The organism is Sporosarcina ureae, assembly GCF_002082015.1.
GTDB lineage: Bacteria > Bacillota > Bacilli > Bacillales_A > Planococcaceae > Sporosarcina > Sporosarcina ureae_A.
Window position 1 is genome coordinate 548,168 of record NZ_CP015109.1, and the last position, 14,112, is coordinate 562,279.

At 42.4% G+C, this 14,112-nt stretch carries 14 protein-coding genes; 5 read left to right on the forward strand and 9 right to left on the reverse strand.

Annotated features, from left to right (window positions below; genetic code table 11):
* Positions 1–30 precede the first annotated feature (30 nt).
* Positions 31–801 (reverse strand): TrmH family RNA methyltransferase, encoded by a 771-nt coding sequence (locus tag SporoP17a_RS02745; RefSeq protein ID WP_083032115.1) that lies wholly within the window; start codon positions 799–801, stop codon positions 31–33.
* An 83-nt stretch (positions 802–884) separates the two neighbouring features.
* Between SporoP17a_RS02745 and sspI the strand changes: the two genes are divergently transcribed.
* Complete coding sequence (sspI, locus tag SporoP17a_RS02750; RefSeq protein ID WP_029052945.1) at positions 885–1,100, forward strand: small acid-soluble spore protein SspI; 216 nt, start codon at positions 885–887, stop codon at positions 1,098–1,100.
* Between the two features lie 139 nt (positions 1,101–1,239).
* Here the strand turns inward: sspI and SporoP17a_RS02755 are convergent, their stop codons facing one another.
* From SporoP17a_RS02755 to SporoP17a_RS02775, 5 genes are all read right to left on the reverse strand, one after another.
* Positions 1,240–2,862: a long-chain fatty acid--CoA ligase gene (locus SporoP17a_RS02755; protein WP_083035855.1), complete on the reverse strand. Its 1,623-nt coding sequence runs from the start codon at positions 2,860–2,862 to the stop codon at positions 1,240–1,242.
* Positions 2,863–3,086: 224 nt separating this feature from the next.
* A complete protein-coding gene (locus SporoP17a_RS02760) occupies positions 3,087–3,542 on the reverse strand; it encodes a small multi-drug export protein (RefSeq protein ID WP_083032118.1) in 456 nt (151 codons plus the stop codon).
* 107 nt (positions 3,543–3,649) lie between these two features.
* Positions 3,650–4,615: an ornithine carbamoyltransferase gene (gene argF / locus SporoP17a_RS02765; RefSeq protein WP_083032120.1), complete on the reverse strand. Its 966-nt coding sequence runs from the start codon at positions 4,613–4,615 to the stop codon at positions 3,650–3,652.
* Positions 4,616–4,762: 147 nt separating this feature from the next.
* On the reverse strand, positions 4,763–5,848 hold the full coding sequence (locus SporoP17a_RS02770; RefSeq protein ID WP_083032123.1) for a M42 family metallopeptidase: 1,086 nt from the start codon (positions 5,846–5,848) through the stop codon (positions 4,763–4,765).
* A 47-nt stretch (positions 5,849–5,895) separates the two neighbouring features.
* Positions 5,896–6,882 (reverse strand): diaminopimelate dehydrogenase, encoded by a 987-nt coding sequence (locus tag SporoP17a_RS02775; RefSeq protein WP_083032126.1) that lies wholly within the window; start codon positions 6,880–6,882, stop codon positions 5,896–5,898.
* Positions 6,883–7,108: 226 nt separating this feature from the next.
* Here SporoP17a_RS02775 and tnpB point away from each other — a divergent pair, with 226 nt between their 5' ends.
* On the forward strand, positions 7,109–8,266 hold the full coding sequence (gene tnpB, locus SporoP17a_RS02780) for an IS200/IS605 family element RNA-guided endonuclease TnpB (protein WP_083032129.1): 1,158 nt from the start codon (positions 7,109–7,111) through the stop codon (positions 8,264–8,266).
* Positions 8,267–8,422: 156 nt separating this feature from the next.
* Positions 8,423–9,589: an MFS transporter gene (locus tag SporoP17a_RS02785; protein WP_083032132.1), complete on the forward strand. Its 1,167-nt coding sequence runs from the start codon at positions 8,423–8,425 to the stop codon at positions 9,587–9,589.
* 254 nt (positions 9,590–9,843) lie between these two features.
* Here the strand turns inward: SporoP17a_RS02785 and recQ are convergent, their stop codons facing one another.
* From recQ to pssA, 3 genes are all read right to left on the reverse strand, one after another.
* Positions 9,844–11,616, reverse strand: a complete 1,773-nt coding sequence (gene recQ / locus SporoP17a_RS02790; RefSeq protein ID WP_083035857.1) for a DNA helicase RecQ — start codon at positions 11,614–11,616, stop codon at positions 9,844–9,846.
* Positions 11,617–11,645: 29 nt separating this feature from the next.
* Positions 11,646–12,065 carry a hemerythrin domain-containing protein gene (locus SporoP17a_RS02795; RefSeq protein ID WP_083032135.1) on the reverse strand — a complete coding sequence of 140 codons (420 nt, stop codon included), beginning with the start codon at positions 12,063–12,065 and terminating at the stop codon, positions 11,646–11,648.
* Between the two features lie 108 nt (positions 12,066–12,173).
* The gene (pssA, locus tag SporoP17a_RS02800; RefSeq protein WP_083032138.1) at positions 12,174–12,707 is read right to left on the reverse strand and encodes a CDP-diacylglycerol--serine O-phosphatidyltransferase; all 534 of its coding nucleotides are present in this window, start codon (positions 12,705–12,707) and stop codon (positions 12,174–12,176) included.
* Between the two features lie 56 nt (positions 12,708–12,763).
* Here pssA and asd point away from each other — a divergent pair, with 56 nt between their 5' ends.
* A complete protein-coding gene (asd, locus tag SporoP17a_RS02805; RefSeq protein ID WP_083032141.1) occupies positions 12,764–13,543 on the forward strand; it encodes an archaetidylserine decarboxylase in 780 nt (259 codons plus the stop codon).
* 17 nt (positions 13,544–13,560) lie between these two features.
* Positions 13,561–14,049, forward strand: a complete 489-nt coding sequence (locus tag SporoP17a_RS02810) for a DedA family protein (RefSeq protein ID WP_083032143.1) — start codon at positions 13,561–13,563, stop codon at positions 14,047–14,049.
* The last annotated feature ends 63 nt before the right edge of the window (positions 14,050–14,112 follow it).

A 14,112-nucleotide genomic window follows, 5' to 3' on the forward strand; every position in this document is an offset into this window, starting at 1 on the left:
CGTAAATCGTTTACGCCTTCAATAGTGATGTCATGGCTGACGTAGTGTGTAAAGTACTATTCCAGTCGCAACTGCCACATTCAGCGATTCAGCTTGACCGTATAACGGGATTTTCACTACATGATCAGCTTGCGCCAGTAGTTCATCATCGACACCACTTCCTTCATTTCCTACAAGTAGCGCGAATGAAGAGTGTGCTTCTAATTCGTTAAGTGAAATGGCTTGCTGTAAACCTGTGCCGACGATTGGAACATGATGGGTCTTTAATCGATCTATCCAAACAGTCAACTCTTCACGTACGACAGGAATATGGAAATGAGAACCTTGCGCAGAGCGAACCGTTTTCGGGTTGAATGGATCTGCACATCCCTTACCTAAAATTACTGCATCAAGACCTGCCGCGTCTGCCGTGCGTATCATCGTACCGATATTTCCTGGATCCTGTACAGCATCAATTAGCAACACTTTCTCCCATTGATGCTGATCTGCTTCATCGTATTGAGGCTGTCTGCAATACGCAAAAACACCTTGTGTTTGTTCTGTTTCAGAAATTTCCTTAGCAACTGCAGCTGTCAGTTCAATAATCGGCGCAGTCCAATGTGTCGGAATTTCGATGTCTTCACGCACAAGTAACTGAATGACTAAACTTGGCTGTTTAAGTGCTTCTTCAACAAGGTGGAATCCTTCCACAACGAACTCTTTTGTCTGATCTCGCTCTTTTCGAGTGGTAACTAATTTCTTCCAATGTTTCACTAACGCGTTCTGAGTTGATTCGATTCGTTTATTCAAGAGGCTGAACATCCTTTTTTTCTTTTCAGTGTACCAAACCAACGTATATTTAGCGACTGTTGTGGAAAAGATACTACAAAAGGAGGCTGACACAAATGAATTTCCAGATTCGCGACGCAATCTCAGCAAACATGACAAACAATAGCTCCACTGACGTACGAAGCGTGATCGACGATGCCATACAACGAGGAGAAGAACACCTATTACCAGGGTTAGGTGTGTTTTTCGAGCAATTATGGAAGCGTTCGGATGAAAAAGAAAAAGCGGAAATCACCAACGAACTATCCGAAGCATTCGCACAAGCACAATAAAAGATCAGCAAAGAAAAGTTAAACCCTTCACATGGATTAAAGTGTGAAGGGTTTATCTTTTGAACTATATTTTCTTATCATCGCACTTCTCAGAAAAAATGTTAGTGGAACGCAGGGAAACGGTGCACTCGCGTGTCTTTTACTTCTGCGTATAATGATCCTTCAACTGATCACGCAAAGCAGCTTTCAAAAACTTCCCGACAGACGTCTTAGGAATCTCTTTGACAAACAAAATCTCATCCGGAATCCACCAACTCGCAAATTGCACTTTGAGCGAATCCTTCAACTCCTGTACCTTTGCGTCATCCTCTGCCACATTCTCATTCAATACCACACAAGCTAGCGGACGCTCTATCCACTTTTCATGCGGAACTGCAATCACTGCTGCCTCATAGACATCATCATGCGACATCAACGCGTTCTCCAAATCAACAGAAGAAATCCACTCACCACCACTTTTGATCAGATCTTTCGTACGATCCGTTAACTTTAGATAGCCGTCTTCTGTCATCACTGCAATATCTCCTGTATACAACCAACCATCTTTAAACGCTTCTTCTGTACGCTCGTCTTTATAATATTCACTCGCAATCCATGGACCTCTGACAGTCAACTCACCCATCGTCTCGCCGTCCCACGGCACTTCTCCATTTTCATTGACGACACGAATATCAAGTCCCGGCATAACCAACCCTTGCAGCGCACGAATATCGATTCTTTCATCTGTCGTCAAATTTTCCATAGAAGAAGTTAGCACCGATAAACTGACGAGTGGCGAGGTTTCCGTCATGCCGTAGCCGATAATGAATGGCACTTTGTATTTCTCCTCAAATGCCCGAATCAAGCCTTTTGGCGAAGCGGAGCCACCACAGACAATACCACGCAACGAAGAGATGTCTCGTGGATTTTGCTCCAACTCTTTCAGGACAGCGAGCCAAATCGTTGGAACGCCCGCAGTAATTGTTACTTTTTCACTTTCAATTAAATCGAGTAGCACTTTCGGATTAAATCCTGGTCCCGGCAAAACTTGTGTCGTTCCATAGAAAACCCCAGCGAAAGGAATCCCCCATGCGTTGACGTGAAACATCGGTACAACAGACATGGCAATATCCCGTTCACACACCCCCATAGCATCGGATAATCCAAGTGCATAACTTTGCAAAACTAATCCTCGATGCGTATACATAACGCCTTTAGGCAATCCTGTCGTAGCTGATGTGTAGCACAGGCCGGCTGGTGTATTTTCATCCAAATCTTGTGGATAGTCGTACTCATCCGATGCACTTTCTAACAGCGCTTCATAGGAATGTACATTTTCCAATGTAGTTTCAGGGATATCTTTACTGTCGCCCATGACCACAAAATGTTTTACCGTCTTCAACATCGGTGCCATTTTTTCAAGATGGGGGAAAAACTCTGCATCCACTAGCAAGATTTCGTCTTCTGCGTGATTAATAATATACACAATATGTTCAGGCGATAATCGAATGTTGATCATATGAAGAATCGCACCCGTACAAGGCACCGCGAAATAAGCTTCTAAATGTCGGTGATGATTCCAAGCGAACGTTCCTACTTTCGTGCCATGCTCCATTCCTAACTGTGTCAGTGCATTCGATAGTTTACGTGTTCTCTTTGCCCATTCACGATACGTAAAACGCTGTATCCGCTGTTCTCCTGTTCTTGAAATGACCATCTTATTTGGAAAAAACCGCTCTGCCCGTGTGATAAATGTAGATAAAATCAATGGTGTTTGCATCATACCCATCCGCTCCTCTTTCGTTAGAAGTGAAATTATCAATCCGTCGTGCATGTTCCAGAGCATGTACTATTCATTTCAATGAAATCAATGCGCAGATGGAATGATTCTCAGGGTGTACTCTATGCGCAAACAAATAACTCTATGAATACTTACTAACGTTACTTTCTGAATATAGTATATACGTTGTCTGACTATTCTGTCTACACAAATTCGCAATATATTGCTTAACCTATTTTTTGGCGTGTCCAAAAGAATGCATCTACACCAAGAACGGTTAGTGTGCCGAATACAATGGACCAAATAGCAAGACTTAACAGCAACCAGATAGTAGTCTGTGATTTGGACGAACCTAGAGCAAGTGCTAGGAATGCTGCTAGATGGGAGCCGATCAGAACTGGACCAAGCAATGCTAGACCTGGTATGCCATAGCGTTTCCAGATTTTCTCTGCACGTGCCGTACGCTTCGATGACGTTACAGCCGTTTTCTTTTTGCTTTCCCACCACTTTTTCAATCGATGAAAAATTAAAATTTCCAATACTATAGTTAAAGCGTTTCCTGCAAAACCAACTGCAATAGCAGTAGCCAGGGACATGCCTCGTAGAATCCCCAAAGGAACTGCTACCAATACTTCAAATCCCGGAGTTGCACCTGCAAGAAACACAAGTAAATAGGTAATCAACGATTTTCCTCCCCTACTTTAGATTCCATTTAGTATATCAAATGCTAGGATCACAGAACATAAAAAAACTGCTTTCCATATAAAAAGGAAAGCAGTTAATCGATTGATTATAATAGAGATGCCAAGATGGCTTTTTGTGCATGCAGACGATTTCCTGCTTGCTGGAATACATACGAGTTATTACCGTCAATTACAGAAGTCGAAACTTCTTCTTCACGGTGCGCTGGCAAACAATGTAAGAATACATAATCTTTTTTCGCGTGACTGACCAACTGATCATTGATTTGGAAGTCTTTGAATTCGACTAGACGCTTCGCTGCTTCTTCTTCCTGCCCCATACTGGTCCAGACATCCGTATAAATTGCATCTGCGTCTGTGGAGGACTCAATCGGATCGTACGTCGACGTCACGCTTCCACCATTAGACTCAGCAATTTTCTTCGCTTTTTCAAACAAACCTGAGTGGTATTCATAGCCTTTAGGTGTCGCTACAGACACATGCATGCCCATATGCGCACCAGCAATAACTAATGAATGCGCAACATTGTTTCCATCTCCGATATAAGAGAGTTTTAAGCCTTTCAAATCGCCTTTTACTTCTTTGATTGTAAGTAAATCTGCCATCGCTTGGCACGGGTGAAATAGATCAGTTAATCCGTTAATGATTGGTACTGAAGTATGTTCCGCCAACTCTTCCACCATTTTGTGAGATTTCGCACGGATCATGACACCATCCAAAAACTCAGATAATACTTTTCCTGTATCGGAAACAGACTCTCCACGTCCGATCTGTAAATCCCGCGCATTCATAAATAGACCATGTCCGCCCAATTGGATCATGCCCACTTCGAATGAAATACGTGTACGAGTGGAGTTCTTCTCAAAAATCATGCCCAGTGTCTTACCCGCTAAGATGTCGGGCTTCTTACCAGCCAATGCATCTTGTTTCATGTCATATGCCAATTGCACGAGATATGCGATCTCCTCACTTGAATAATCAAGAAGAGTTAAAAAGTCGCGTCCTTTTAAGCTATCTTTGTCTATACTTGTAGTTGTTTGATTTGTCTTTACCATTTGCTGATCCCCTACCATCCATTTGAAGTATGTATAAACTAGTATACATATGTATATTTATGAAGTCAAATGAATTTTTATAACTTTTCATATTATTGCATTAAAAAACAGCGATGCGTTTTAAGCATCGCTGAGTCATCGTATAGTTTATTCAAATGTAATATTTTTCACTGTCTCTGCGTCCAAACGCTTAATAATTTCCACTAATAATTTAACGGTGTTTTCAAAGTCTTGACGATGAAGCATTGCCGCATGACTGTGAATGTAGCGTGTTGGAATACAGATCGCCAATGTAGGGATTCCTGTTCCGCTTACGTGGATTGATCCACCATCTGTTCCGCCACCGGACATGGTCGCGAATTGATACGGAATATTGAGTTCTTCCGCTGTATCCACGACAAAATTGCGTAATCCCCTATGAGATACCATCGAAGCGTCATACAACAAGATCTGTGGACCGTCGCCCATTGTACCGACAGATTCTTTTGCTGTAACCCCCGGTGTGTCGCCTGCAATTCCTACGTCCACTGCGAATCCGATATCTGGCTGGATTTTATTCGTCGCCGTTTTCGCTCCACGCAAACCAACTTCTTCTTGAATAGCTCCTACACTAAACAAACGGTTCGGGTGCTTTTCCTCTTTCAACTGCTTCATCACTTCAATAGCAATGGCACAGCCGATCCGATTATCCCATGCTTTCGCAAGCAAATAATTTTCATTTTTCATCACAGTAAATTCGAAATACGGTACGATCATATCTCCTGGGAGAACGCCCCATGATAGGACTTCTTCTTTTGACTCTGCACCTACATCAATGAACATGTCTTTAATATCGACAGGTTTCTTGCGAGCTTCAGGCGGCAGAATATGTGGCGGCTTTGAACCAATCACTCCAGTAATCGTCTCGCCTGAACGTGTTACGATAGACACGCGTTGTGCCAGCATAACTTGTGACCACCAGCCACCTACTGTCTGAAAGTAAATGAAGCCTTTGTCATCGATTCGCGTCAACATAAAGCCTACTTCATCCAAATGTCCCGCGATCATGATCTTCGGTCCGTTTACATCACCATCTTTGCTAGCGATCAATGAACCTAGTCCGTCATGATCGATTTTATCTGCATAGGGCTTGATGTGCTTCGTCATAACGTCACGTGCTTCACGCTCATTGCCCGGAATTCCACGTGCATCTGTTAAATCCTTTAGCATCTCTAATGTCTCATCCGGTTTCATAAAAAATTCTGCCTCCTCATTCTACATACCAAAATATTGATCAAGTATTACAATAATTCTTTACGAATAGCTGCAGGTGATTTAGGTGATAACAAGCCTGGTGCGATGTCATATACTGTTTTCGCTCCAGTATCGCCTTTTTGTTGCAATTTATAAGCCGCTCTTGCATATGCTACTAGGACACTTGATGTGAATTCGGGATTGCTATCCAATTTAAGTGAGAACTCAATGACTTGATCTGTGTGCTTACCCGTGTTGCCACTTCGAATAACGAAACCGCCATGGGGCATCTTGGCATGATCCAGACGAAGTTCTTCTTCTGTAATAAAGTGAACAGTCGTATCGTAATCTGCGAAGTAATCAGGCATGGTCACAATCGTTTCACGAACTTGATCTTCACTTGCTCCTTCTTCAAGAACGACATAACATTCACGTGTATGTCTCTCTTTAGTTGAAAGCTCAGGATGCTCACCGTTACGTACGCGATTGATCGCGTCCTCAGCTGGCAATGTGTACTGAACGCCTGCCTTTACACCATCAACACGGCGCACTGCATCCGAGTGACCTTGGCTTAGCCCTTTACCCCAGAATGTATACGTTTCACCTTCAGGCAAAATAGATTCACCCATTAAGCGATTGATCGAAAATAAACCCGGATCCCATCCGACAGAAATGATGGCAGTAGTCCCAGCTTCTTTAGCTACTTCATCAACTGCTGCAAAGTATTCTGGAATTTTCGCATGTGTGTCGAAACTATCTACCGTTGTGAAGTGCTTTGCAAGGGCTGGCCCTTGTTCTGGCAAGTCATTTTTGGATCCACCACATAAAATCAATACATCAATATCTTCTGTAAAGGATTCAATTTCGTCCAGCTTATGGACAGGTACTTGCTCTGAGAGTAGTTGTACGTCTTCCGGCTCCCTGCGCGTGAACACACCAACTAATGTCATATCTTCATTTTGACTGATAGCCGACTCTACTCCTCGCCCTAAATTACCGTATCCAGCGATTCCTACTCGAATTTCTTTCGTCAAGATCACTCATCCCCTTTTGCTTTCTTGTTTACGTTTCTCATTTTACCGCGAAGGATGATAGATTGCGAATATTTATCTTATTTCCGACAGAAGACTCCCGCTTCAAGGAATGAATTGGGCACGGCCCTATGAGTAAGCGGGAGATGTATGTCGGTTGGCGCTAGCCAAAAAGTGTACCAGTCTGCTACAATAGGAACATACATTCCCTATGATGGAGGTGCACTTCATGCTGATCCACAAAGCGTTTCGGTTCCGAATCTATCCAACGAAAGAACAGCAGATGTTGATTGCCAGAACCATTGGCTGCAGCCGGTTTGTCTTTAATCACTTCTTGTACAAGTGGGAACACACCTTTAAGGAAACCGGCAAAGGGCTTTCATATGGCATCTGTTCTGCTGAATTAACGCAATTAAAAAAGCAAGAAGATACGATTTGGCTGAAAGAAGTCGATAGTATTGCTCTTCAGTCTTCCTTGAAAAATCTAGCGGACGCTTTTGCAAGGTTTTTCAACAAACAAAATGCTATACCACGCTTTAAATCGAAAAATCATCCTGTTCAATCGTACACAACCAAACAAACGAACGGTAATATCGCCATTGTCGGCCATGCGATTAAACTCCCTAAGCTCGGTTGGGTAAAGCTCACCAAAAGCCGAGAAGTAGATGGACGAATCATGAATGCGACCATTCGACGTACTGCCACTGGAAAATATTTTGTGTCCGTCCTGGTGGAAACCGTAATATCCGAACTGCCTAAGACCAACTCTGCAGTTGGGATTGATGTCGGATTGAAGGATTTCGCTGTCTTGTCAGACGGAACGGTATACGAAAACTTAAAGTTCTTTCGCTCGATGGAGAAAAAGTTAGCGAAAGCAGAGCGGATTCTTTCAAGACGGAAGGAATCGGCTCGTAAGAGGAAGTGTCTATTGAGCGACGCGAAAAATTATCAGAAACAACGGATCGTAGTCGCACGCATCCACGAAACGATCGCCAATAAAAGAAAAGATTACTTGCATAAACGATCAACCGAAAACATCAAAAACCACGATGTCATCGGAATCGAGGATTTGCAAGTAGTGAAACTGCTCAAAAATCCCCAATTGGCGAAAGCGTTCAGCGACGTGAGTTGGTCGCAGTTTCGTTTTATGCTGGAATATAAGGCGAAATGGTATGGCAAACACGTGGTAATCGTTGGAAAAACATTTCCGTCCAGCCAGCTTTGTTCGGGATGTGGGGCTAGAAACCAAGACGTGAAGCATCTTGCCTTGCGTGAATGGGACTGTCCGAATTGCAGATGCCATCATGACCGAGATCTGAACGCAAGTATAAACCTTAAAAACGAAGCCATCAGACTTCGAACCGCAGGGACTGCGGGGATCGCCTAATCCATAACTAGTGGTTACGCTGGTATTCTTAGGAATCTCCCTCTTCTAAACGCAGTGAAAGCGGGAGTAGTTCAACTTTGAGCAGTTCGGTTCAATTCGAAAAGTTTCATGGTAAAATAGATAGTAGTTGAATTATTTGTAAAGTAGGGATCTTTTATGCGCTTTTTTGTCTATCTAATTGTTTTCTTCTCGTTCTTTGATTTATTTTCACAATTACCAATCATGAGTCCTTTTGCTACAGGCCTCGGTGCTTCCGCTTTCATCGTCGGATTGTCTGTTGGTATTTACTCGTTTGCGAATATTTTTGGAAATATCATCTCAGGTATTTTGACAGATCGCAAAGGTCCATTCTATATTCTATTATTTGGTTTATTCACGTCGGCTTTGTCTTTGTTTGCATATGGATTGATTTCTGGTTCAGGTTCATTAATCGGCATTCGATTTTTGCACGGCTTAACGGAAGGTTTGATTATTCCGGCTGCCTTTACGTTTCTCGCTAACGGTTCCGAACGTTCCAAGCGTGGTAGAAATGCTGCGATCTCAGGCGCATTTGTTGGACTTGCCGCCATTTTCGGCCCCGCTTACAGCGGAATCGTTTCCGTTAAGACAAGCGTTGTGACCATTATGGCCATCAATGGCGTCTTTATGGTTCTGCTGACAATTGGCGCTGTGATATTTTTACGTTCCTTTACATACGTAAGAAAGGTGAAGACAGCGAAACAAAAAGCGGTAAAGCCGTTAGCATTTTTCCGTCATCCTGGTATCATCCGAGCATTCCTTGGCGCATTTTTCCTGATGTTTTCACAAGGCGTGTTAGCATTAGTACTTCCACTAAAAGTAGAGTACCTTCAATTTGATGCGAAAACGACTGGCATGCTGTTAAGTGTTTTCGGTCTAGTCGCTGTGTTGATTTTCGTTTTGCCGATCAACCGTATTTTCGATATCGCCCGTCCGATGGTCACATTGGCAAGCGGCTTGATTTTGATGAGTAGCAGTATGTTGTTCTTATCACAAGTTAACGATCTATTATGGATGATGTTGGCGATGGTGGTCTATGGAACTGGATTCGCCTTCTTGTTTCCTTCTATCAACTCGTTGCTTATTGATTCCACCGAACCCGAAACAAGAGGTAAGGCGTACGGATTCTTCTACGCATTCTTCTCCTTTGGCGTGGTAATAGGATCGAGTGCTATCGGTCTATTGGACTTGGAATTCCATCATGCCTTTATGTTGGCAAGTGCCATTCTGCTGATCGCGGCTATTTTCACTTTAATCGGTCTGCGAAAAGATACTCGTCCTACAGAGTATAATCGACCTGCTTAATACATTTTATGCAAAAAGGTATGTCCATCGAGGTCACATGACTTCAACGGACATACCTTTTTTACGTGGTGTAAGTTCTAATTAGGAAGAACGAGGAGATTGAAGTTGCAGTTGGCGGGCCCTCAGGAAAGCGTCCTGTCTGAAGCGTCGCACTGTTACAACCAGCCTTTCCGTTTCCACTCCACAAACCTAGAAATGAAAAAGAAGATGTCACAGGAAGTCGTAGCTTTACGACTTTCTGCACATCTCTTAGTTTACGCTTGCTGTGTGGAAAACGACTCAATAATCTCAAGGAACACTTCCCCGTAACGTTCAAGTTTCGTCTCGCCTACCCCTTGCACAGTTAATAACTCTTCATCTGTGGCAGGCATTTTGGCTACCATATCCCGTAACGTCTTGTCCGAGAATATAACGAACGGTGGGACACCCGCTTCTTGTGCCAGTTTTAGACGCGCCGCCCGTAGTTCATTGAATAACGGGTCATCCTTAGCGACAACAGTTGTTACCATCTCGCCTTTACGCCAAACTTTCACTTTTCCTAGCAAGACCTCTTTCCCGTCTTCACTAACAAAAATCGTCGGGTACGGCCCACTTTCAACTTGTAGATAATTCTTCGAAATTAAAAATTCAATGAAATCTGCCACATCTTTTGCATGGCGGCCTTTCATCAGTCCGTATGTTGATAGTTCATCGAAGTTCAGTTCTTTGAGCTTCTTGTTTCTCGATCCCGTCAGTACTTGCGCAACCATCGTCTTACCAAATCGTTGCCCCATACGAATCACACAGGAAAGCACTTTTTGCGTATCGACTGTTACATCAAACTGTTCGCGCGTGTCGGTGCAGTTACCGCAACGCCCGCAATCTTCGACATCGTCTTCACCGAAATACTTGATGATGTGTGTTTGCAGACAACCTTCTGTATGACAGTAATCTACCATCACTTGCATCTTTTTGATTTCATTCGATACACGGGAAGGATCGGGAGACTGTTCGATGAGGAAGCGTTGGGTTAAGACGTCTTGCGAAGAAAATAACAAATAGCAATCACTGTCGAGCCCGTCACGCCCTGCCCTCCCAGCCTCTTGATAATAACTTTCCATGTTTTTCGGCATTTGATAATGGATCACGTAGCGAATATTGGATTTATCGATTCCCATACCGAACGCGTTAGTTGCCACCATTACACGTGCATCATCCATGATGAATCGATCTTGTTGATGTTGTCGTTCGTAGTCTGGTAATCCTGCATGATATTTCGCTACTGGGATACCGTTTTTTTCAAGCAATGCATATACTTGCTCGACTGCTTTTCTAGTGGCAGCGTAGATAATTCCTGCTTCGTTTTTGTTTTTCTGTGTATACTCTTTGACGAATTGATCACGATTTTGAGCTTTCACCACTGAAAATAATAGATTACTCCGTTCAAAACCGGTGACAACACGGCTAACAGGCGGTATATGTAACTGCTGGCATATATCATCCTGTACTTCAGGCGTAGCTGTCGCGGTCAGTGCAAGAACAATCGGACGGTTATTCAAGTAATCAAAAATACGGTGGATATTTCGGTAACTTGGACGGAAATCATGTCCCCATTGTGAAATACAATGCGCTTCATCGATCGCAATGAGCGGAATCGTCATTTTTTGCAATTGGTTTAGAAAAGATTCGGAATCCAATCGTTCAGGGGCAACATACAACAATTTATACTTGCCTTCGAGTGCGTGATCCATTATGCCAAAGTATTCTTCTGACGATAACGTACTATTAATATACGCTGCTGGAATACCTAACTGGTGCAATGCATCGACTTGGTCCTTCATCAAGGAAATCAGCGGTGAAATGACAAGAACAGTTCCTTCCATCGCCAATGCCGGTACTTGATAACAGACGGACTTCCCGCCACCTGTCGGCATGACACAAAGTGAGTCATCACCTTGTAGCACTTGATCAATCACTCGCTGTTGCCCTTCTCGAAATGCTGAATAACCAAAATACTTATCCAATATATCTAACGGATTTTGAATGATTGCCACCACCTTCCCTTAGTTAGTAATTTTTATGATTGAAATAATAAGCGCTCTTCTTCTCGGCTATGTAATTCATTCACTACAATTAAGCCGTTAAATTTCTGCATAATTTCAGGCGTCACGGTTGGGTCTTCCTCACGTAACGCCTCGATGTCTGCAACGAGTATTCGCATTAAATCATGGTCGCGTGTAAGCTGGATAATGTCTCGCTCAAGTTCCGGCTTGTCTTCCATTACTTGTTTATAAAAGCCGTCTTCTTCGGCATCCGCATGACTGATGACGCGCGTCTTCCAATAATCTAATAAATGATCGCAAGCTTGCTGAACCATTTCCGTTTCACCTTGTTCTACATATTCTATTAGCTCATCTGTTTTCATTATGGCTCCAGAAAGTCCACCTTCATGAATCGCTTTATGTGAATGAAGCTGTCTTAACGCGGGTCCTGACATACTGACCACTCCTTCTAGTTTTCTTTAAGCATAACAGAATTCGGATGTCAGTGATAGCTTCCCACAATGAAAAGAGCCCTACAGAATAAATTCTCTGTAAGACACTTTTCACACTTTCGCTATACGAATACGACTAACCATAAGCCATGCAAGTACGCACATATAAATCACAATGTAAGGTGCAATCAAATACGGAACTGCAAAATAACTTAAAGTAAGTAAGACACCAGCTACTGTTATGGGCATGCCATAATACGAACCATCGAATTCTTCTACATTATAGCGGGCTAAACGGACAGCGCCTGCTAAAACATAAAAAATTACAGCGGACAAACCAATCCACATCGTATCAGTCAACGCAGCATCATAGAGTAGAATAGCAGGTGCTACACCAAATGAAACTAAATCACTGAGCGAATCGAGTTCTTTACCAAATGCCGACTCTGCATGATAATGCCGAGCCACCATTCCGTCGAACCGATCAAATAATGCAGCGAAAAAGATAAACATCAGACTCATATGTGCATGACCTTGAAGCACAAGTAATATCGCTATAATCCCTAAACTCAAATTAAAAAGTGTGATGATATTCGCCAATTGAGATTTTAGTTTAGTATAATCAAAATATCTAAATGAAAACAAGTTACGGCCTCCTCGTACACTTCTTTAGTATATGCTTTTAATGAAAGGAAGAAAAGATGAAAAAACATATTTTCACATCATTTGTTGAATTAACAGGATCACCAGTCAGTTCGGCTTTGCTTAAACAACTAACTACCTCACGCATTAGCAAACCGCTAATTAAGCCATTTGCGTCGTTCTATCATATTCAAGTAGACGAAGCAGAATACCCGATAGAACATTATAAAAGTCTTAATGACTTTTTTACTCGTTCATTACAGCCCGGCAAAAGAAAGATGGATCGCAGTCAAAAAGTCTTAATCTCACCAGTTGATGGTGTTTTGAGCGACTCAGGCAGTATCGATACACAACAACAATTTAGTGTGAAAGATAAAATATACAGTCTAACTTCACTGCTTGGGGATGCGGAAAAAGCCGCTCGTTATACGAATGGTTATTATTATTTATTCTATCTTTCTCCAAGACATTATCATCATTTCCATTATCCTATTTCGGGAACGTTAGTAAATCGTTATGCATTAGGTTCTACTTCGTATCCCGTAAATGATTTAGGAATTCGGATGCGAAGCGATGTGTTTTCTTCGAACCATAGAGTCATTTCGGAACTCTCGACGGATTTTGGACGGATAGCGATCGTCAAAGTGGGTGCTTTAAATGTAAATAGTGTTCGCATTGCAAATTCTGAAACGACTTGTGTAAAGGGGCAAGATTTTGGTCATTTTGCATTTGGGTCCACTGTTATTTTATTCATTGAACAGAATGATGCATTTACGCCCGAAGAAATGCCTTTTACAGAAATTCAAGTGGGTGATAGGATCGGAGAGTGGCAATCGTAAGTAGATGAGGTTTTCGGATGGAACATCTTCAAGAATTTATAGTGCAGTACGGCTATCTTTCTATATTTTTCTTTTTAGCTCTTGGTATTTTCGGGCTTCCTATGCCGGATGAAGTACTTGTAGCATTTGCCGGTTATTTAACTTCAGCAGGTACATTTCAGTTTGTATTCACCATTATTTTTACACTATCTGGAGTGATGGTCGGCACATTGTTTACTTATATGATCGGCAGGAAACTTGGTAAACCATTGATTCATCGTTTTGGAAATTATTTATACCTTACGCCACATCGTATGCACAAGATTGAGCGATGGTTTATGAATTATGGCTCTTGGACAGTGACATTCGGATACTTTGTTCCAGGTATGCGGCATTTCATTTGTTATATTTCGGGGATGAGCGGGATGAGTGTTGAACGATATGTGTTGTTTGCTATACCCGGTGTAATCGTCTCCACGACCATTTGCTTGCTAATCGGTTATTTCATTCATCTACCTTTTTTCTAAGCAATCATGAGATGAACACCATGAGCATAGTTGATTCTTTATATCCAGAAACAAAACCGACGA

Coding starts and splice junctions, on each gene's coding strand:
- SporoP17a_RS02745 (WP_083032115.1), bottom strand. CDS start 801: ATGTTCAGCCTCTTGAATAAACGAATCGAATCAACTCAGAACGCGTTA.
- sspI (WP_029052945.1), top strand. CDS start 885: ATGAATTTCCAGATTCGCGACGCAATCTCAGCAAACATGACAAACAAT.
- SporoP17a_RS02755 (WP_083035855.1), bottom strand. CDS start 2,862: ATGATGCAAACACCATTGATTTTATCTACATTTATCACACGGGCAGAG.
- argF (WP_083032120.1), bottom strand. CDS start 4,615: ATGGTAAAGACAAATCAAACAACTACAAGTATAGACAAAGATAGCTTA.
- SporoP17a_RS02770 (WP_083032123.1), bottom strand. CDS start 5,848: ATGAAACCGGATGAGACATTAGAGATGCTAAAGGATTTAACAGATGCA.
- tnpB (WP_083032129.1), top strand. CDS start 7,109: ATGCTGATCCACAAAGCGTTTCGGTTCCGAATCTATCCAACGAAAGAA.
- SporoP17a_RS02785 (WP_083032132.1), top strand. CDS start 8,423: ATGCGCTTTTTTGTCTATCTAATTGTTTTCTTCTCGTTCTTTGATTTA.
- SporoP17a_RS02795 (WP_083032135.1), bottom strand. CDS start 12,065: ATGTCAGGACCCGCGTTAAGACAGCTTCATTCACATAAAGCGATTCAT.
- asd (WP_083032141.1), top strand. CDS start 12,764: ATGAAAAAACATATTTTCACATCATTTGTTGAATTAACAGGATCACCA.
- SporoP17a_RS02810 (WP_083032143.1), top strand. CDS start 13,561: ATGGAACATCTTCAAGAATTTATAGTGCAGTACGGCTATCTTTCTATA.